This window comes from Aeromonas sp. MR7, from assembly GCF_963899385.1.
GTDB lineage: Bacteria > Pseudomonadota > Gammaproteobacteria > Enterobacterales > Aeromonadaceae > Aeromonas > Aeromonas bestiarum.
On record NZ_CAWQXH010000043.1, the window covers coordinates 1 to 19,799 of the forward strand.

Consider the following 19,799-nt stretch of genomic DNA (forward strand, 5'->3'; position numbering starts at 1 on the left):
ATCCAGCTGAGCTACGGGCGCTCATCAACTTTTGGTACTGCTAAAATGGTGCGCCCGGGAGGATTCGAACCTCCGACCACCTGGTTCGTAGCCAGGTACTCTATCCAGCTGAGCTACGGGCGCTCATCAACTTTTGGTACTGCTAAAATGGTGCGCCCGGGAGGATTCGAACCTCCGACCACCTGGTTCGTAGCCAGGTACTCTATCCAGCTGAGCTACGGGCGCTCATAAACTTGTATTGTTGCTTTAAATGGTGCGCCCGGGAGGATTCGAACCTCCGACCACCTGGTTCGTAGCCAGGTACTCTATCCAGCTGAGCTACGGGCGCCCTGATTTAAAACGATAAAAAAAGCTTACTTATCAGTAAGCCTTTTCCAAAGTGTCGACTTGCTGATGGTCAACACATGACTCTTGCTTGAGTCGTAATATGGTGCGCCCGGGAGGATTCGAACCTCCGACCACCTGGTTCGTAGCCAGGTACTCTATCCAGCTGAGCTACGGGCGCAAATGGCGGAGAAGGGGGGATTCGAACCCCCGATGCGGGTATAAGCCGCATACTCCCTTAGCAGGGGAGCGCCTTCAGCCTCTCGGCCACCTCTCCGTTTGCGGGGCTGATAATACTTCACAGGGATTTTTAGTCAAACACTTTTTTGGAGAAAAAAGCGTGTTCGCTCAGCATTTGGTCAAAGCGTGGAATATTCAAACAATATCGGTACTTATCCCGCAGTTTAGTGCCTTGCAGGGCGATTTCCGGGGCACGGAAAAACAAAAGGCGACACAGAGGTGTCGCCTTCAAGCAGCTATCGATGCGGCTTAGAAATTCGGTTGGCCCGGAACTTTCTCGGCCTGTATCCGCATGTAGATCTCTTCGCGGTGCACGGAGACCTCTTTCGGTGCGTTCACACCGATACGAACCTGATTGCCTTTAACGCCCAGTACGGTGACAGTCACTTCGTCACCAATCATCAGGGTTTCCCCTACACGACGAGTCAAAATAAGCATTCGCTTGCTCCTGTATCCTGTTTTGTATTTATATCGATATGCGACATTATCTTACAAAGATACCGATATGGTAAATGGTTGAAACTAAATCAATCAGGGATTGTTCCCCAAGGGCTGCTCATGAGGCTCATTATCCAGCCCGAAAGCGGCGTGCAACGCGCGCACCGCCAGCTCCAGGTACTTCTCGTCAATCACCACGGATATTTTGATTTCAGAGGTGGAAATCAACTGCATGTTGATCCCCTCCTCGCCCAATACCTTGAACATGGTGCGGGCGACGCCAGGATGATTCCACATGCCGACGCCGACGATGGACACCTTGGCTATCTCGCCGTTGCCCTGCACACAGGCGGCTCCCAGCTCGCTGGCAGTCTCCTCCAGCAGGGCGCGCGCCCGACGATAGTCATCGCGATTCACCGTGAAGGTGAAATCGGCGGTGCCATCGCCCAGGGTGTTCTGCACTATCATGTCGACATCAATGTTGGCATCGCTGATCGGATTCAGGATCTGCGCCGCCACCGTGGGCCGGTCCGGCACACCCAGAATAGTCAGGCTGGCCTCGTTGCGATTGAACGCAATCCCGGATACCAGGGGAGCTTCCATCCTCTCACCTCCATATGTGATTAAGGTTCCCTCTCCATCGACAAAGCTCGACAGCACCCTTAGTGGCACGCGGTACTTGCCCGCGAACTCCACCGAACGGATCTGCAGCACCTTGGCCCCCAGGCTCGCCATCTCCAGCATCTCCTCGAAGGTGATGGTGGAGAGACGACGGGCCTTGGGCTCGATGCGCGGATCCGTGGTATAGACCCCATCCACATCGGTAAAGATCTGGCATTCATCGGCCTTGATGGCAGCCGCCACCGCCACTGCCGTGGTATCCGACCCACCGCGCCCCAGCGTTGTGATGGCGTTGTGCGCATCACGGCCCTGGAAGCCGGCGATCACCACCACCTTGCCCGCGCCCAGTTCAGCCTGAACCTGCTCGGTATCTATGTGGCTGATGCGCGCCTTGCCATAGGCGGAGTCAGTATGAATGCGTACCTGATCGCCGGTCATCGAGACCGCGGGACAACCGCGTTTGTTCAACGCGATCGCCAGCAGCGCTATGGTGACCTGCTCACCGGTGGAAACCAGCACATCCATCTCGCGCCGGTTGGCATCCGGATCCAGCTGCTGGGCCATGCCCAGCAACCGGTTGGTTTCGCCCGACATGGCGGAGACAACCACCACCACGTCGTGTCCCTGGGCGCGGGTCAGTTGAACCCGCTCAGCCACCGCCTCGATCCGCTCCAGCGTGCCGACCGAGGTGCCGCCGTACTTCTGTACATAGAGTGCCACAGATCACCTCGCCCGATTACAGGCGCTCTTCCAGCCAGGAGTGAACAGATTGCAGCGCCGCAGGCACGGCTTCCGGCTGGGTACCACCCGCCTGCGCCATGTCGGGACGACCACCGCCCTTGCCGCCCACCTGCTGGGCCACCAGATTGACCAGCTCACCGGCCTTGACCTTGCCGGTCAAATCGCTGGTCACGCCGGCGATCAGGTTGACCTTGTCATCGCTGCTGGTTGCCAGCAGCACGACACCGGACTTCATCTGGTTCTTCAGCTCGTCCAGCATGCCGCGCAGTGACTTGGGATCGGCCCCTTCCAGCGCCGCGATCAGCACCTTCCGGCCATTGATCTCGATCACCTGACTCAGCAGGTCGCTGCCGGCCTGAGCCGCCAGTTTGGCCTTGAGCTGCTCCAGCTCGCGCTCCATCATCTTGGACTTGTCCAGCATCTGGCGCACTTTGTCGGCGATGGAGAACTGATCCCCCTTCACCAGAGCCGCCGCCTCTTCGATCTGCTCACCCAGCTGGTGCATGAAATCGATGGCACCCTTGCCGGTCACGGCTTCGATACGACGCACACCGGCGGCAATACCGCTCTCGGCGATGATCTTGAAGAAGCCGATGTCACCGGTGCGCTTGGCGTGAGTACCGCCACACAGCTCGGTGGAGTAGTCGCCCATGCGCACCACGCGCACGTCGTCTTCGTATTTTTCGCCAAACAGCGCCATGGCACCGGCCGACTTGGCCGTTTCCAGATCCATCACCTGGGTGTTGACGTCATGGTTGGCACGGATCTGGGCATTGACCAGCTCTTCGACCCGGCGAATGGTCGCCATGGTCAGGCCTTCGAAGTGGGAGAAGTCAAAGCGCATGCGCTCGGCGCCCACCAGAGACCCTTTCTGGGTCACGTGATCACCCAGCGCCTGACGCAGGGCGGCGTGCAGCAGGTGAGTCACAGAGTGGTTCAGGGCCACGGCCTGACGGCGCTCGCCATCGACCACGGCTTCGACCTCGGCGCCCTTCTCCAGGGTACCCAGCTCCAGATATCCCTTGTGAATGATGGCCTTGCCCGCTTTCTGGGTATCGGTCACGGCGAAGATGCCGTCATCCACCTTGAGGATGCCGCTGTCACCCACCTGACCGCCGGACTCGGCGTAGAAGGGGGTTTCGGCCAGCACGACCACGGCTTCTTCACCTGAGATGAGGCCGTTCACTTCGACGCCATCCTTGTAGATGCCGACGACGGTCGTCTTCTGACTCAGCTGCTTGTACCCGGTGAACGGGGTCTCGAAGTCGAGCTTGAGCACTTCGTTGTAGTTCACACCGAAGCTGGAGGCCTCTTTCGCACGGGCGCGCTGCTTCTCCATCTCGGCGTTGAAGCCCTCTTCGTCGATACCGATCTCGCGCTCGCGTACCACATCGGCGGTGAGATCTGCCGGGAAGCCATAGGTGTCATACAGCTTGAACACCACCTCACCCGGGATGATCTTGGCATCGCCCAGATTGGTCAGCACGTCTTCCAGCAACAGCAGGCCGCGATCCAGGGTGCGGACGAACTGCTCCTCCTCGATGCGCAGCACGCGCTCGACCAGCGGCAGCTGGGCGATCAGCTCGGCCGCCACGTCTTTCATCTGCACGGCCAGTTCGGCGGCCAGCTTGTAGAAGAAGACGTCGGTGGCACCCAGCTTGCGACCGTGACGCACGGCGCGGCGAATGATGCGACGCAGCACATAACCACGCCCTTCGTTGGATGGCATGACGCCGTCCGCCACCAGGAAGGCGCAGGAGCGAATGTGATCGGCGATGACCCGCAGGGACTGGTTGTTCAGATCCGTGGTGCCGACTATCTCGGCCGCTTTCTTGATCAGTGCCTGGAATATGTCGATTTCATAGTTGGAGTGCACACCCTGCATGATGGCGGAGATACGCTCCAGCCCCATGCCGGTATCCACGGACGGACGGGGCAGCGGTTCCATGGTGCCGTCGACCTGACGGTTGAACTGCATGAAGACCACGTTCCAGATCTCGATGAAACGGTCACCATCCTCTTCCGGTGAACCGGGAGGGCCACCCCAGAGGTGATCGCCGTGGTCATAGAAGATCTCGGTGCAGGGGCCGCACGGACCTGTATCACCCATCTGCCAGAAGTTATCGGAAGCAAACGGAGCGCCCTTGTTGTCGCCGATGCGCACTATGCGCTCGACCGGCACACCCATTTCCTTTGCCCAGATGTCGAAGGCTTCATCATCCGTTTCATACACGGTTACCAGCAAGCGCTCTTTGGGCAGCTTGAGGGTCCCGGTCAGGAATTCCCAGGCAAAACGGATGGCGTCCTGCTTGAAGTAGTCACCGAAGCTGAAGTTGCCCAGCATCTCGAAGAAGGTGTGGTGACGCGCGGTATAGCCGACGTTTTCCAGGTCATTGTGCTTGCCGCCAGCCCGCACGCAACGCTGGGCCGTGGTGGCGCGGTTGTAGGCACGCTTGTCGGCGCCAAGGAATACATCCTTGAACTGGTTCATGCCTGCGTTGGTGAACAACAGGGTCGGGTCGTTATGCGGCACCAGCGAGCTGGAGGAGACAACCTGGTGCCCCTGGGAGCGGAAATACTCGAGGAACGCTGAGCGTAACTCTGACGTGGACATATACATGGAAAATCCTGCTTGATTCGAATACGGACTTTTAACCGCATTAATGTAAGTTTTCTGCGGGGTAAAGTAAAACGTACCAGCCCGTGACGGGTGAAAAAGCGCGCATAACGCCGTGTTGGCAGACAAGGGAGACAAACCTGCCGTTTTTAGCGGGGAAATGCGGTCAGCAGCGGGAGAATTTTCAGGCTTAAATCCGAGGGGCTATCGCCCGACGGCATGTCGGCGATTCGGCCAGCCATGGCTGAATCGCGAACCGATGACGCTAGGCGGCACGGCCGATGGCATTGATGGCCCCTGCGGGCCAGATCGCTGGCAAGGAGCCAGTGCAATGCAACCACAGTAAAAGAAAAAGCGCTCACTTGGGGGCGTTCAGGAGAAGCGCTGGGCGGTGAAGGCCATGGGGCGGCAAACCGCTCCACCGCCAGAGTGATGAAGCCAGCCGCGATGATCATGACAAAGAGCCGCTCAGACCCCCTCTTCAAGCCGTTTTCCTGGCGACCCATTCAACCGTCAGTGGCAAACGCCACGCTAGGCACTCTGCGCCATCATGGCTGCGATGGCATAACGGGCCTGATCCTGGTTGAATCCGCGTCCCAGCAGATACTTGATCCACTTCATCCGCAGTTTGAAATCCCCCAGATCACTGACCCTGGCCCGTCGTTGCAGCAACGCAAATGCCAGCTCGAACCAGTCCAGCTCGGGCTGCTCGAAGGCGGCCTCTATCTGTGCATCACTCAGTCCCTTGCGGCGCAGATCGAAGCGGATCTTGATGGGCCCCTGCCCCTTGGTCGCACCGGCTCGTACCGCCATGGCGCCATAACGCTCGTCATCGACCCAGTTGTAGCCGCGACAGTAGTCGAGCACAGCCTCGATCACTTCATCATTGAAACCCTGCTTGCGCAGCCGGTTGGCCAGCTCTGACTCGGCGCTCTCGCGGCGGGCCAGACTGCGCATGGCAAAGGCTCGGGCCGCCGCCAGCTGCTCTTCAAAGGTGAGTTCGACAGACTCGTCAGCAGATTCATCAAGCATAAATAACAAGGCCGGGTATCAACCCGGCCTTCCTTTGTTCCTTATTCGAACTCTTGTTCGCTTTCGGCTTCGAGCTCGTCAGCGTCAGCCGCCACCGGCTTCTCGGCCGGCGCATCACCGGAGAGCAGCAGCTCACGCAGTCTGGCTTCGACCTCGGCCGCCATCGCCTTGTTCTCGGAGAAGAGCTTCATCACGTTGGCCTTGCCCTGACCAATCTTCTCGCCGTTGTAGCTGTACCAGGCTCCGGCCTTGTCGATCAGCTTGTGCTTGACGCCCAGATCCACCAGCTCACCCTCCTTGGAGATACCGACACCGTAGAAGATCTGGAATTCAGCCTGCTTGAAGGGAGGGGCAACCTTGTTCTTGACCACCTTGACGCGGGTCTCGTTACCGACCACTTCGTCACCTTCCTTGATGGCGCCGATGCGACGGATATCCAGACGCACGGAGGCGTAGAACTTGAGCGCGTTACCACCGGTAGTGGTTTCCGGGCTGCCGAACATGACGCCGATCTTCATCCGGATCTGGTTGATGAAGATACAGAGGCAGTTGGCGTTCTTGATGTTGGCGGTCAGCTTGCGCAGCGCCTGGGACATCAGACGAGCCTGCAGGCCGACGTGGGAGTCGCCCATCTCGCCTTCGATTTCCGCTTTCGGGGTCAGGGCGGCCACCGAGTCGACTATGATGACGTCAACCGCGTTGGAGCGTACCAGCATGTCGCAGATTTCCAGCGCCTGCTCACCCGTATCCGGCTGGGAGATCAGCAGGTCGTCGACGTTGACGCCCAGCTTGGCCGCATAGATGGGGTCGAGGGCGTGTTCCGCATCGATGAAGGCACAGACCTTGCCTTTCTTCTGGGCTTCCGCAATCACCTGCAGGGTGAGGGTGGTTTTACCGGAAGATTCCGGGCCGTAGATCTCGACGATACGACCACACGGCAGGCCGCCTATGCCCAGCGCCACGTCCAGAGAGAGAGAACCGGTAGAGATGGCTTCGATATCCATGGTCTTGCTGTCGCCCAGACGCATGATGGAACCTTTGCCGAACTGCTTTTCAATCTGACCCAGCGCAGCCGCCAGTGCCTTCTGTTTGTTCTGATCCATGCCAATCTCCGCTGGAAATCGTGAGTAAGAAGTGAAGTTGGGCTAAGTATACTGTCTATTCATACAGTATCAAGCCCAATTTATCTGAGCAGGGCCAACAGACCGGCCAGGGCCTGCCTGACCGCCTGCTGGCGTACCTGTCGCCGGTCCCCGTCGAAACGGGCCAGCAGGGAGTGATGACGACCACTGCGATCCGCCCAGGCGAACCAGACGGTGCCGACCGGTTTGTCCTCTGTGGCGCCGCCGGGGCCCGCGATGCCGCTGATAGCCACGCTGATGGCGGCCGACGAGTTCGCCAGCGCGCCACGGGCCATCTCCAGCACCACAGCCTCGCTCACGGCGCCCTGCTCCCGCAGGCTCTGATCGCTCACCCCCAGCATCTGCTGCTTGGCCTCATTGGTGTAGGTGACAAAGCCGCGATCGAACCAGCCGGAGCTGCCGGCTATGTCGGTGATGGCCGTGGCCACCCCGCCACCGGTACAGGATTCGGCGGTGGCCGCCAGCCAGCCACGCTGGCTCAGGGCCAGGCCCAGCTCGGTGGCAATCTGCTCTATTTCGGCGTCCAGTTTCATCCCGGCTCCTTCTGATCCGCTCAAGAGGCACATTATGCGATCCCGATCCTGTCGCCCGCAACCGCGGCAGGGCAGAACCCGATCGCCCCCGTCGCGGCACCGATGTGCGGCTCTGAGGCCCAGTGGTGCAGGCGCAGCCTGCCAGGGCTTGCCGACTGGGCCCGGGCCAGGCCGACAGCGCCATGGAAGCCATGCCTCCACTGCGGCGGCGCTTATGTGTAGAATGGCCTCCATTCGTTCAGAGCCCATCACCGCAGACCCAGGCCCGCAGAGGCCCCTTCTGGAATAGAACATGACAGCACAATACCAAGCCAGCGGCGCCAACCTGAGCGCCCACACGCCCATGATGCAGCAGTACCTTGGCCTCAAGGCCGAGAACCCGGAGATACTGCTGTTCTACCGGATGGGCGACTTCTACGAGCTGTTCTACGACGATGCCCGCAAGGCCTCCCAGCTGCTCGATATCTCCCTGACCAAGCGCGGCCAGTCGGCAGGCAACCCCATTCCGATGGCGGGGGTGCCCTACCACGCAATTGAGGGCTACCTGGCCAAGCTGATACAGCTCGGTGAATCCGCCGCCATCTGCGAACAGGTGGGGGATCCCGCCACCAGCAAGGGGCCGGTGGAGCGCAAGGTCATCCGCATCATCACCCCGGGCACAGTCTCCGACGAGGCGCTACTCAGCGAGCGGCAGGACAACCTGATCGCCGCCGTCTATCACGATGGCCGCCGTTTTGGCTACGGCACCATGGACATAGGCTCGGGCCGTTTCTTCATCAACCAGTTCGACAAGGAAGAGACACTGCTGGCGGAGCTGCAACGCACCAACCCGGCCGAGCTGCTCTATCCCGAATCCTTCGCGTTTTTGCAGCACGTCGAGGGTCGCCGCGGCCTGCGTCGTCGCCCCGAGTGGGAGTTCGAGATCGCTACAGCCCGCACCCTCTTGTGCCAGCAGTTCGGCACTCAGGATCTGGTGGGCTTTGGGGTCGACCAGAGCGAAACAGCCCTGTGCGCCGCCGGTTGCCTGATGCAGTACGTCAAAGACACCCAGCGCACCGCCCTGCCCCACATCCGCAGCGTGCGCCTCGAGCAGCCCGATCACGCCGTCATCATGGATGCCGCCACCCGCCGCAACCTGGAGCTGACCCAGAATCTGGCTGGCGGCCATGAGAATACCCTGAGCGATGTGCTGGATCGCACCGCCACCCCCATGGGCAGCCGGCTGCTCAAGCGCTGGATCCATCAGCCGATCCGGGATCGGGTGATCCTCAAGGGGCGCCAGAGCACCATCAAGGAGTTGATCGAGCAGAACCTCTACGACGAGCTGGGCAACCTGCTGCGTCAGGTAGGCGACGTGGAACGCGTCTTGGCTCGCCTGGCCTTGCGTTCCGCTCGCCCGCGCGACCTCACCCGGCTGCGGCAGGCATTCGCCCAGCTGCCCGAGTTGCAGCGCCTGCTGGCGGATAACCAGCACGAGGCGGTGCAGCAACTGGCCGAACGCGCCAGCACCTTCCCCGAATTGCTGAGCCTGCTGGAGCGCGCCGTGATGGAGGTGCCGCCTGTGCTGATCCGCGATGGCGGCGTCATCCGTGACGGCTTCAACCAGGAGCTGGACGAGTTGCGGGATCTGGCCAACGGCGCCACCGCCAGCCTGGCCCGCATCGAGGAGCGCGAGAAGCAGCTGACCGGCATCAACACCCTCAAGGTGGGCTACAACAGGGTGCACGGCTTCTATATCGAGGTGAGCCGGGCCAACAGCCATCTGGTGCCAGCCCACTACATACGCCGCCAGACCCTCAAGAACAACGAACGCTACATCATAGACGAGCTGAAAAAGTACGAGGACAAGGTGCTCACCGCCCAGGCCCAGGCGCTGGCACTGGAGAAACGGCTCTACGAGGAGCTGCTCGACACCCTGCTGCCCCACCTCGGCGATCTGCAGGAGTCGGCGTCCGCGCTGGCGGAGCTGGACGTGCTGGCCAACCTGGCGGAGCGGGCCGAGACCCTGGACTACCGCTGTCCCGCCCTGATCGACGAGGATCAGATCCTGATCGAAGGGGGCCGCCACCCCGTGGTGGAGCAGGTGATGAGCGATCCCTTTATCGCCAACCCCATCCGGCTTGAGCGGGAGCGCCGGATGCTGATCATCACAGGTCCCAACATGGGCGGTAAATCCACCTATATGCGCCAGACCGCGCTGATCGTGCTGTTGGCCCATATCGGTGCCTTCGTGCCCGCCAACAGCGCCCGCATCGGCCCCATAGACCGCATCTTCACCCGCATCGGGGCGTCGGACGATCTCGCCTCCGGCCGTTCCACCTTTATGGTGGAAATGACAGAGACCGCCAACATCCTCAACAACGCCACCGCCCGCAGTCTGGTGCTGATGGACGAGATTGGCCGCGGCACCAGTACCTACGACGGCCTCTCGCTGGCCTGGGCCTGCGCCGAACAGCTGGCGAGCAAGATTGGCGCCTACACCCTGTTTGCCACCCACTACTTCGAGCTGACCCGGCTGCCGGAGCTGATCGAGGGGCTGGCCAACGTCCATCTGGACGCGGTCGAGCACGGCGACACCATCGCCTTCATGCACGCTGTGCAGGAGGGGGCGGCCAGCCGCTCCTACGGCCTGCAGGTCGCGGCGCTGGCCGGAGTGCCGAAATCGGTGATCCATCAGGCCCGCCACAAGCTGGCGGAGCTCGAAAGCGCCACGCCTCCGGCCGCAGGTGAAACCCGCCCGACGCCGGTGACGCTGGCACCCCAGTCCCATCCTGTGGTGGATGAGCTGGAGGCGGTGCGCCCGGATGAGCTGACCCCCCGTCAGGCGCTGGATCTGCTCTATCGCCTCAAGCAGATGCTGTGATCGGCCGCTGAGCACAGGAAAGAGCAATGAAAAAGGGGAACCTCGCGGTTCCCCTTTCGTTTTGCACTATTTGCCACTGCGTGGTCAGGCCGGGCCTATGCGATCCAGCAGGCTCAGGTTGACCGAGCCGGGATGACGCTTGAGCTTCTGCCGGTACTCGAACTGGTGCTGGCTCTCCTGCTTGAGTCCCAGCATCAGCGAGTAGCACATGGCCAGCATGATCAGCGAGAAGGGCAGCGCGGCTATGATGCTGGCCGCCTGCAAGGCCGCCAGTCCGCCGGAGACCAGCAGGATGGCCGCCACCAGCCCCTGCCCCAGACCCCAGATGGCGCGGTGCAGCACGGGGGGATCCTGATCGCCGATGGAGAGCAGGGTCGTGATGACGAGCGTGCCCGAGTCGCTGGAGGTGATGAAGTAGGTGCAGATCAGCAAGGTCAGCACCCCCTTGGCAATCCAGCCGAAGGTCTCCCAATGCAGCAGTTCCACCGTCTGGTAGAGCGCCAGAGTCACATCTTTATTGACCGCCGCCACCACGCCACCGCCGCCGAACAGCTCCAGATTCATGGCCGTGCCGCCGAACACGGTCAGCCAGAACATGCCGAGCAGTGAGGGCACCAGCAGCACGCCGAGCACGAACTCACGTATGGTGCGCCCCTTGGAGATGCGGGCGATGAACATGCCGACAAACGGTGCCCAGGCGATCCACCAGCCCCAGTAGAACGCCGTCCAACTCGATTGCCAGGCCGAGGTGCCGTTGGCCTCGGTGTTGGTCCAGAAGCTGAGTTTGACGATGTTTTGCAGGTAGTCGCCGATGTTCTGCACATAGGCGTTGAGGATATAGGTGGTCGGCCCCAGCACCAGGAAGAGGCCGAGCACGAACACACTCAGCCAGATGTTGAGCTCGGAGAGCAGCTTGACTCCGCGCCCCACGCCGGAGACCGCCGACAGGGTGGCGATCAGGCTGATGCCGCCGATGAGCCAGAGCTGATTGGACTGAGACACCGCCATGCCGAACATCTGGTTGAGGCCGGTATTCATCTGGGAGACGCCGAGACCGAGGGAGGTCGCCACCCCGAACACTGTGCCGAACACCGCCAGCACGTCGGCGGCATGGCCCCAGAAGCCGTAGATCCGCTCACCGAGAATGGGATAGAGCACGGAGCGAATGGCCAGCGGCAACTTGCGGCGATAACTGAAGAAAGCCAGCGACAGGCCGACGATCACATAGATGGCCCAGGGGTGCAGGCCCCAGTGGAAGAAGGTGAGGCGCATGGCGATCTGGGCCGCCTCCGGGGTCATGCCTTCGGTGATGAAGGGATTGCCCTGCAGGTGGTTCATGGGCTCGGCTATGCTCCAGAACACCAGCCCTATACCCATGCCGGCGCTGAACAGCATGGAGAACCAGGCAAAGTAACCGAACTCCGGTACCTGGTCGTCGTCACCCAGCCGTATGCTGCCGAAACGGCTGAACATCAGATAGACGGCGAAGAACAGGAACAGGGCGACCACCAGAATGTAGTACCACTTGAACCCGGCGATGATCTGATCCTTGGCGCCGACGAACCAGGCGGCGGCCGTTTCGGGCACGAATACGCCGAACAGCAGGAACAGGGTGATGACGGTGAGCGCCGTCATGGCCATGGTCGGGTTGAGGCCTTTCAATAGCCCTTTGGTTGCTCTCATCGGGCCTCCTTAGTCGTTGTTGAAAAAGTCTTCGCCCACATGCTCACCGGCACCACCGATGGCGCGATAAACCATGCGGCCCGCGGCCAGTTCACGGTGGTCCACCAGGGTGACGGAAGGCTGGCCATTCACGGCGTGGCGCTTGCCGAGGAAGATGGCCATGGGCACGCCCAGATTGGAGATGCCGCTGGTGATCCAGAGCCGGTTGAAGTCATAGGAACCACCGATGAACTCCAGCTGAGCCAGGCCGGTATCCAGACCGGTCAGGTAGAAGTTCATGGCGCTCTCGTCGGGAAAGAGGTGGACCAGCACATAGGCATAACGTAATTCGTTTACCAACTCCTTTAGGTTGAAAGCACCAGTCTCGCTGCAGGAGAGGGGAAGCTCACCATCATAGTGGTGCACCTTGAGGGTGTTGGGGTCTTCGTCATAGGCGGGCTGATAACGCACGAAAGCCGAGGTGTCAGGCAGTTCGTAACGCACTCTGACCACCCGTAGCTCGGCAACCAGAGACTTGATGTCCAGATCGTTATTCATCATCTCGCTCCTCAAATATCGGGTTAAAATCCGGAAAACGGCGGACAACCTAACACAAAAATCATTAGAGCAGAAATCATTAGACCAAAAACCATATTGACCTGATGAGGAATTAGGCGGAGAATTTTGCGCCTCTCAACAGCCCCCCAATGACTCAGATCCCATGGAAAAACATGATGAAGTGCTGGTCGCACTGCGCCAGATTATTCGTGCCATCGATATGCACTCCAAGCGCTTGATCAAGGAAGCCGGGCTGACATCGCCGCAGCTCTTGCTGCTCAAGGGGATCAACGAGCTGGGGCAGATCTCCATGCGTCAGCTGGCGGATCACACCAACATGAGCCAGGCTACCGCGACCACCATCATGGACCGCCTCGAGAGCCGCCAGCTGGTGCAGCGCATTCGCAGTGAAACCGACAAGCGCAAGGTCCACGCGACACTCACTGACGCAGGCCGTGCCCTGCTGGCCCAGGCGCCGACCCCGCTGCAAGAGAGCTTCATCCAGCGTTTTCAGGCGCTGGAAATCTGGGAGCAAGGCCTGCTGCTCTCCTCCCTGCAGCGTATCTCAGCCATGATGAATGCCGATGGCATAGATGCCGCCCCCGTTCTGAGCGTCAGACCGCTCACCGAAGAACGGGCATGAGAAGGGAGCAGGCATAAAAAAAGCTCCCGACGGGAGCTTTTTTCTATGGGGACTTTTTCGACAGATCCCGTGCGATGTCACTCGTCCAGGCTGATGCCTATGTTGGAAACACCGTCCTGGGCCGCAAATACCCTGATCGCCAGGATGCGGTCGCTGTCACGCTCGTGGGCCACCCGTTTGAGCAGCTCGACCTGAAACTCCAGCTCGGCCTCGATGTACTCGTGCTCGTAGAGTTCCTCTTCGGTCATGTCGCGCTCTTCCAGCATCTCGATGAAACCGGCCACGGTTCCCACTGAGGCATGGCTGGCGTCTTCGGCTTCTTCGCCGACTCGGCAGATCACCGAGTTGTAAGCACAACCCAGCGCCACGCAGGCGTCCAGCGCCGGATAGGCACCGTAGGATTCAAACTTGCCTGGCTCCGGAATGTAGACTTCAAACGCCTCCAGGATGGCCCCCAGATTGACGCGGGATCCCTTTACCGTCAGGTAGTTCCACATCTGATCCAGCGCGTTGCGAAACGCCTTGGCATCGCCGAAACCGGATGCCTGGGCAAACAGCGCATAGTTGGGGTACATGCGCTCCGCCAGCGCCAGGGTGTAGACGGTCTGTTGCCAAGGCTGTAGCTCGGCCAGTCGCTTATAAAACTTGTCACCAAACACTGGAGTCGGATCCTTTGCAAAATGTGGGGCAGATTGTAGCCCACGAGGGGCCGCGCGAAAACGAATAAAGCGGCCCGGTCGACTATCTTGCCCGATCAACTCGGGTAAGATAAACATAGAGCGGCCTCTCTCCCGCGCCGCAAATCTGATAAGGAACAAGAGTATGAGTCAACGTACCCTTCTTTTGCTCAGCCAGGACAACGCGCACTACGAGCGCCTGCTCAAGGCGGCCCATCTCCCCCATTTGCGCATTCTGAGAGCCGACAACCAGAGCGAGGCCGAGAAACTGATCGGAGAGGCCCACATACTGATGGCCGAGCCGGCGCGGGCCAAGCCGCTGCTGGCCAGGGCCAACAAGCTGAGCTGGTTCCAGTCCACCTATGCCGGCGTCGACGTGTTGCTGGATGCCAGCTGCCGCCGCGATTATCAACTCACCAATGTGCGCGGTATCTTCGGCCCGCTGATGAGCGAGTATGTATTCGGCCACCTGCTCAGCCTGATGCGCCAGCTGCCGCTCTACCGGGAGCAGCAGAAGCAGCGGCTGTGGCAGAGCCACCCGTATCAGGGGCTAAAGGGACGCACCCTGCTGATCCTGGGGACCGGCAGCATAGGCCAGCACCTGGCCCACACCGGCAAGCATTTTGGCATGAAGGTGCTCGGCGTCAGCCGCAGCGGCCGTGAGCGGGCCGGTTTCGATCAGGTGTATCAGCTGCCGGCGCTGAACAAGATGCTGGCCCAGGCCGACGTCATCGTCAGCGTCCTGCCCGCCACCCGCGAGACCCATCATCTGTTTACCGCATCCCGTTTCGAACATTGCAAGCCGGGCGCCATCCTGTTCAACGTCGGTCGCGGCAATGCCATCAACGAAGGCGATCTGCTGACCGCCCTGCGTACCGGCAAGCTGGGCATGGCGGTGCTGGACGTGTTCGAGCAGGAACCCCTGCCCGCCGACAGTCCGCTCTGGGGCCAGCCCAACCTCATCATCACCCCGCACAACAGCGCCTACAGCTTCCCCGATGATGTGGCCCAGATCTTCGTGCGCAACTACATCCGCTTCATCGACGGTCAGCCGCTGGACGGCAAGATAGACTTCGACAAGGGTTACTGATCCGCCCATGGCGCCAACGAAAAGGCCCCGCCAATGTGGCGGGGCCTTTTTCTATTCGGCTGGAAACCGGCCTCAGCCTGCCTCCATCTCCTTGCGATAGCTCTTCACCTTGGCGAGGAACTGGCGCTTGGCCTTGCCGGAGAGCGGCTCCGCCATCGGCAGCTTGACCTTCATGGCATCGACCGGGCGGTTGTTGATCCGCACCTCGTAGTGCAGGTGGGCACCGGTGGAACGGCCCGTGTTGCCGGAGAGCGCAATCTTGTCGCCCATCTTCACCTTCTGGCCGGTTTTCACCAGCAACTTGCTCAGGTGCAGATAACGGGTCATCAGGGTACGACCGTGCTTGATCACCACATAGGTACCGGCCAGCGGGTGACTGGTGGCCTTGAGCACGACACCGTCACCGGTAGCCAATACAGGTGTGCCCACCGGCAGGGCAAAGTCGGTGCCCTCGTGAGGGCGAACCTGACCTGTGATCGGGTGGCGACGATTCGGGTTGAAGCTGGAGCTGACCCGATAACGGCTGTGGGTCGGATAGCGGCGGAAGCCGCGCTCCAGACTGTTGCCCTGGCCGTCATAATAGTTGCCATCTTCCGACAACCAGGCCGAGACGCCCTGCCCCTGATTGAACACTTCGACCCCCAGCAACTGGGTGTTTCCCGTGCTCTTGCCCTCGACCGTCTCCTGACGGACCAGCACCTTGAACTTGTCGCCCTTTTTCAGATCCTTGGCGAAATTCAACCGCCACTGGAACAGGTTGGCAATCTTCTGGATGTGGTTGGCCGGGATCCCCGCATTGCGGGCACTGACATAGAAGCTGCCGTTGATGACGCCGTCATAACTCTTCTGCTGCCACTGCACCTCTTCATTGAGCATGCTGGCGCTGTAGGTGTCATCGGTGCGCTCCAGGATCAGGGTCTGCTTGATGTTCAGACGAATCTTCATCTGTTGCAGTATGTTGTCCTGATCGATCAGCAACTCTATGGTCTGACCGGGTTTGAGGCGGGCCAGATTGTTTTTGCCATCCGCATCCAGCACCTTGTAGAGGGTGGTGGTCGAGAGCCCCAGGTTGTTGAAGATGGTGGTCAGGTTTTCACCGTTGCGCACCCTGTAGTCCTGCCACTGGGGAGTGGCATCGGTCGGGATGTCATCTTCCGGGGTCGCGGCTTCCACCAGCTCATGATCCGGGATGTCGTTAAAATCCGTATTGTCTTCGTTGGTTGCCGTGCCGTTGGTGGCAATGGGCAACTCCAGACGCAATGGCCGCTCCAGGATGTCACCTGGTGCCGGCAATATGGCTACCGCTGACAGCGTCATGGCCGTGAGCAGTAACATGGCGTAAAAATGCTTGCGGGGAACCGGGGGTTCCCAATTGGCAGCCTGTGCTACCAAGGGACGGAGACGTTTCATCCGCTATCCTGTCATTAGATCCAAGGGTGTTAGTGGTCAGTCTGTTTGCTATAGAACCGTATAAAACTGATTGTTTGACCTAAATACTCACAATTAGTTCATAGCAATCTGCATGAACCTCACATTTTATGCATAACATTCCGCTATGGGCAGAAATGATCGTCTTTTTTAACCATTTTTTTCCTATTTTTAAGAACCGGGTCCGATTGTGTTTGACCCAAGGTTTCATGATGTTGCGATAACTTTTCCATGGAGTGGATATGTCGTTAGCAAAACTGTTAAACCGAATCATCCTGATCCTGTTCGTTATCGGTGCCGCCCTGTTGTTCATGCTGGAGGTCACCACGGTACGCCAGTCCATCCTCGACCAGATGTCGGCCAACCTGGAAACGGCCATCACGGCCCTCGGCCTGGTGCTGCAAGGCACCCTGCTCAACGATGACAAGGTGCTGGCCGAAACCATAGTCAACGCCATGTTCGACGGCGGCTTCGTCAGCTCAGTCACCCTGCTGGACCCCGACGGTCAACTGCTGTTCCAGAAGGTCTTTCACACAGCGCAGCAGAATGTGCCGAGCTGGCTCCCTTTCGTTATCGACATGCCGCCGGTCAAGATTGAGCAGGAGTTGACCGATGGCTGGCGCATGCTGGGCACCCTCACGCTCGAGGGACACAAAGGCTATGCCTACCAGCACCTGTGGAATGCCATCAGCCGCACCGGCCTGGCCCTGCTCGCTGGCCTGCTGGTGTTCACCCTGGTGATCTCCTGGGTATGCGGCCGCCTGCTGCGCCCCCTCGAACTCATCAACCAGCAACTGGTCAGGATCCGTAAACGCCAGTTCAGCGGCAATCTGGATTCTCCCTGGCTGCAGGATCTCAAGGAGCTGGTCATCTCGGTCAACCAGCTGGTCTCGGAGCGCAAGCGGGATCTGCTGCAACAGCGGCTCAAGATCACCCAGCTCGGCAAGCAGCAGGCGGCGACAGCCCCTCAGCCCCTGCTGGGCTTGACCGAGGGGGGAGACGGCCTGCAACAACAGCATTTCTTCTCCACCCAGGGCAGCATCCGCCTCTACAGCCGCCTCATCCCCACCCTACCTCCCTCGCAGGAGAGCTCGCCGGACGAGATCCAGCACCTGCTCGGCCTCTGGCTGCATCATCCGGTGGAGGGACTGCAACTGCCCCTCAGCCTGCTCAATCATGCTGACTGGGCGCAATTCGCCCCGCTGCTGGCCAAGGGCAGAGGCAAGACCCTCGACTGGCGCTGGGATCTGGCAAACTTCCCGCCCCTCGGGGCAGAACGGCTCGCCACCTTGCAGGAGCAGGGCGTCGAGATGGCGTTCAGCGCCATTCCCATGACCAACGACACCTTCAATCAGCTCGACCCCATCAATCCCGTCTTCATCAGCTGCCAACCAACCCAGGCTCCTCTTTACTGGAATCTGGTGGCCCAATGCCTGCACAGTGCGGGCTACACCCTGCTGGCAGAAGCCGGCGAGATCCAGGATATCGACACCCTGCGCAGCTGGGGCATAGACGGTTACGCCAGCAAGGAGATCTCATGAACAGACTCGGGTTGTTGCTCGCCCTGCTGTGGCCGCTGCCGCTGCTGGCCAGTCCCATGATCATCGCCACCGGCGGTGAGCAAGGGATCTATCATCAGGTCGCCAAAGAGTTCTGCCGGCTGGCCAACAAGAGTGACCCCGAGCTGCAATGCAAGCTGCAGGCCACCTCAGGTTCCATCGAGAATCTGCGCCAGTTGCAGGCAGGGCAGATACCCTATGCCCTGGTGCAATCGGACTGGCTCTATCAGGCCAGCCGAGGCCTGGGGCCTTATACCAGCCAGCCGCAGCCAGAGCTCAGAGCCCTATTCGCCACCCACGCCGAGCCTTTCACCATAGTGGTGCGGGCGGATGGTGACATCACCACGCTGGCGCAGCTCAAGCTGGCGCCCATCGACATGGGGCTGAAGAGCTCGGGCACTCGCCAGACGGCCCTGGCCCTGTTCAACCTGTTGGGAGCAAAGGAGCAGGAACTCGATCTGAAGAGCGCAGGCAATCTGGCGGAGGCGCTCTGCAGCAAACAGATAGATGCCTACGGTCTGGTGATGGGACACCCGAACCGGATCGTGCTCGATACCACCAAGCGCTGCGCCATCCGCTTTCTGCCCATCGAGGGAGATATTCGGAATCAGCTGCTCAAGGGGGTCAAGTACTACCAGCGCAGCCAGGTGCCTGCCCGCATCTATCCCGGCAACCTGAAGGCGACCCCCACCTTTGCCATCGCGGCCACCCTGGTGACCAATGCCGCCACGCCGGAGGCGGACGTCTACCGGCTGACCCGGGCCATGTTGACCCAGCAGACCAGCTTCAACGAGCAGACCTATGGTTACGCCAACCTGTTTCACAAGGCGCGCAACAAAACAGGCCCGGTGCTGAGCATCGAACAACATCCGGGCGCGGCAAAATATTTCGCGGAGTTGAAAGCGGCGGGAAAACTATAGCTGGCGACGGGGGGAGCGCAGTTGCTCGCTGGAGAAACGGGTCTTCATCGATGTCCACTGCGCCAACCGATCGGCACTGCCCGCCAGGGTACCTTCACGGCGCGACTTCATGATCCAGATGCTCTTGGCATCGAAGCTGTAAACGGGAATGAGATCGGTTCGCTGGCTGCCGGGCAGGATCCGGCTGTTGATGTTGTCGAGCACCAGCGGATCGGATTTGGGCGTTGGAAAATAAAGCGTCACCATATGAAACTGGTTGTATTTCACCGCCTTGACGTAAGCCAGCCGCAGCTTTTTCTCATCCACCCCCAGCTCCATCAGGGTGTAGTATTTGGAGATACTGTAATCCTCGCAATCCCCGCCCCGGGCACCGATAAACTCCAGCGGATTGGCCCAATAGTCCTCATCCCCCCACAGTCTGGGATCATCGCTGTAGGTCAGGTTGTTGAAGTAGGTGTTCACCAGCGTGATCTTCTGCTGATCCGTGGTGCCCGCCCGGGGCGTAAGCAGGCGGGAAAACGCCTCGGCCCGCTGGATCGCCCTGCCGCCATAGACCTCCTGCAACTTGGCCCTCAACTCGGGACTGGCGATGTATTCGGAGAGGCGGGAGGCCTGCACGCTGGCACAGAGCAGTGCCAGCGTGCAGGTGGGAATGAGCAGCCATTTCATACTTAACCCTCCATGTCAGATGCTGGAGGTCAGTATAGTTGG

16 protein-coding genes and 5 tRNA genes are annotated in these 19,799 nt (G+C 60.3%); 5 read left to right on the forward strand and 16 right to left on the reverse strand.

Annotated features, from left to right (window positions below; genetic code table 11):
* Window positions 1–46 precede the first annotated feature (46 nt).
* The 11 genes from AACW87_RS15970 to pncC all read right to left on the reverse strand — a co-directional run bounded on the left by AACW87_RS15970 (window position 47) and on the right by pncC (window position 7,688).
* Window positions 47–123, reverse strand: a tRNA-Arg gene (locus AACW87_RS15970).
* 25 nt (window positions 124–148) lie between these two features.
* A tRNA-Arg gene (locus AACW87_RS15975) sits at window positions 149–225 on the reverse strand.
* 26 nt (window positions 226–251) lie between these two features.
* Window positions 252–328, reverse strand: a tRNA-Arg gene (locus tag AACW87_RS15980).
* Between the two features lie 100 nt (window positions 329–428).
* Window positions 429–505: transfer RNA gene (locus AACW87_RS15985), tRNA-Arg, on the reverse strand.
* Window positions 506–508: 3 nt separating this feature from the next.
* A tRNA-Ser gene (locus tag AACW87_RS15990) sits at window positions 509–601 on the reverse strand.
* Window positions 602–813: 212 nt separating this feature from the next.
* On the reverse strand, window positions 814–1,002 hold the full coding sequence (csrA, locus tag AACW87_RS15995; protein WP_005315760.1) for a carbon storage regulator CsrA: 189 nt from the start codon (window positions 1,000–1,002) through the stop codon (window positions 814–816).
* 93 nt (window positions 1,003–1,095) lie between these two features.
* On the reverse strand, window positions 1,096–2,343 hold the full coding sequence (locus AACW87_RS16000; protein ID WP_042866547.1) for an aspartate kinase: 1,248 nt from the start codon (window positions 2,341–2,343) through the stop codon (window positions 1,096–1,098).
* A 16-nt stretch (window positions 2,344–2,359) separates the two neighbouring features.
* Window positions 2,360–4,984 carry an alanine--tRNA ligase gene (gene alaS / locus AACW87_RS16005; RefSeq protein WP_098982140.1) on the reverse strand — a complete coding sequence of 875 codons (2,625 nt, stop codon included), beginning with the start codon at window positions 4,982–4,984 and terminating at the stop codon, window positions 2,360–2,362.
* A 528-nt stretch (window positions 4,985–5,512) separates the two neighbouring features.
* Window positions 5,513–6,013: a regulatory protein RecX gene (locus AACW87_RS16010; protein ID WP_241325523.1), complete on the reverse strand. Its 501-nt coding sequence runs from the start codon at window positions 6,011–6,013 to the stop codon at window positions 5,513–5,515.
* 41 nt (window positions 6,014–6,054) lie between these two features.
* A complete protein-coding gene (gene recA, locus AACW87_RS16015; RefSeq protein ID WP_042866551.1) occupies window positions 6,055–7,116 on the reverse strand; it encodes a recombinase RecA in 1,062 nt (353 codons plus the stop codon).
* An 80-nt stretch (window positions 7,117–7,196) separates the two neighbouring features.
* Complete coding sequence (pncC, locus tag AACW87_RS16020; RefSeq protein ID WP_103473049.1) at window positions 7,197–7,688, reverse strand: nicotinamide-nucleotide amidase; 492 nt, start codon at window positions 7,686–7,688, stop codon at window positions 7,197–7,199.
* 292 nt (window positions 7,689–7,980) lie between these two features.
* Between pncC and mutS the strand changes: the two genes are divergently transcribed.
* A complete protein-coding gene (mutS, locus tag AACW87_RS16025) occupies window positions 7,981–10,551 on the forward strand; it encodes a DNA mismatch repair protein MutS (RefSeq protein WP_241325524.1) in 2,571 nt (856 codons plus the stop codon).
* Between the two features lie 84 nt (window positions 10,552–10,635).
* Here mutS and AACW87_RS16030 read toward each other — a convergent pair whose 3' ends face one another.
* Together AACW87_RS16030 and AACW87_RS16035 are read right to left on the reverse strand one after the other, a co-directional pair.
* Window positions 10,636–12,234 carry a BCCT family transporter gene (locus tag AACW87_RS16030; protein ID WP_043554476.1) on the reverse strand — a complete coding sequence of 533 codons (1,599 nt, stop codon included), beginning with the start codon at window positions 12,232–12,234 and terminating at the stop codon, window positions 10,636–10,638.
* A gap of 9 nt (window positions 12,235–12,243) precedes the next feature.
* A complete protein-coding gene (locus tag AACW87_RS16035; RefSeq protein WP_043141064.1) occupies window positions 12,244–12,771 on the reverse strand; it encodes a hypothetical protein in 528 nt (175 codons plus the stop codon).
* A 163-nt stretch (window positions 12,772–12,934) separates the two neighbouring features.
* On the opposite strand from AACW87_RS16035, the gene AACW87_RS16040 reads away from it, so the two are divergent.
* Window positions 12,935–13,414 (forward strand): MarR family winged helix-turn-helix transcriptional regulator, encoded by a 480-nt coding sequence (locus AACW87_RS16040; RefSeq protein WP_042866558.1) that lies wholly within the window; start codon window positions 12,935–12,937, stop codon window positions 13,412–13,414.
* Window positions 13,415–13,491: 77 nt separating this feature from the next.
* On the opposite strand, the gene AACW87_RS16045 is transcribed toward AACW87_RS16040, so the two are convergent.
* Window positions 13,492–14,073, reverse strand: coding sequence for a YjaG family protein (locus tag AACW87_RS16045; RefSeq protein WP_241325525.1), 582 nt, complete (start codon window positions 14,071–14,073; stop codon window positions 13,492–13,494).
* Window positions 14,074–14,236: 163 nt separating this feature from the next.
* Between AACW87_RS16045 and AACW87_RS16050 the strand changes: the two genes are divergently transcribed.
* The gene (locus tag AACW87_RS16050) at window positions 14,237–15,181 is read left to right on the forward strand and encodes a D-2-hydroxyacid dehydrogenase (protein ID WP_241325526.1); all 945 of its coding nucleotides are present in this window, start codon (window positions 14,237–14,239) and stop codon (window positions 15,179–15,181) included.
* A gap of 72 nt (window positions 15,182–15,253) precedes the next feature.
* Here AACW87_RS16050 and mepM read toward each other — a convergent pair whose 3' ends face one another.
* Window positions 15,254–16,591, reverse strand: a complete 1,338-nt coding sequence (gene mepM, locus AACW87_RS16055; RefSeq protein ID WP_043140372.1) for a murein DD-endopeptidase MepM — start codon at window positions 16,589–16,591, stop codon at window positions 15,254–15,256.
* A gap of 260 nt (window positions 16,592–16,851) precedes the next feature.
* On the opposite strand from mepM, the gene AACW87_RS16060 reads away from it, so the two are divergent.
* Both AACW87_RS16060 and AACW87_RS16065 read left to right on the forward strand, forming a co-directional pair.
* Entirely contained in the window at window positions 16,852–18,150 is a 1,299-nt protein-coding gene (locus AACW87_RS16060; protein ID WP_241325527.1) for a LapD/MoxY N-terminal periplasmic domain-containing protein, read from the forward strand.
* Window positions 18,147–19,088 carry a TAXI family TRAP transporter solute-binding subunit gene (locus AACW87_RS16065; RefSeq protein ID WP_241325528.1) on the forward strand — a complete coding sequence of 314 codons (942 nt, stop codon included), beginning with the start codon at window positions 18,147–18,149 and terminating at the stop codon, window positions 19,086–19,088. Before AACW87_RS16060 ends, AACW87_RS16065 begins: the two co-directional genes overlap by 4 nt.
* Here AACW87_RS16065 and AACW87_RS16070 read toward each other — a convergent pair.
* On the reverse strand, window positions 19,083–19,757 hold the full coding sequence (locus tag AACW87_RS16070) for a transglutaminase-like cysteine peptidase (protein WP_043140381.1): 675 nt from the start codon (window positions 19,755–19,757) through the stop codon (window positions 19,083–19,085). The two genes, AACW87_RS16065 and AACW87_RS16070, sit on opposite strands and share 6 nt — an antisense overlap.
* Window positions 19,758–19,799: the final 42 nt, after the last annotated feature.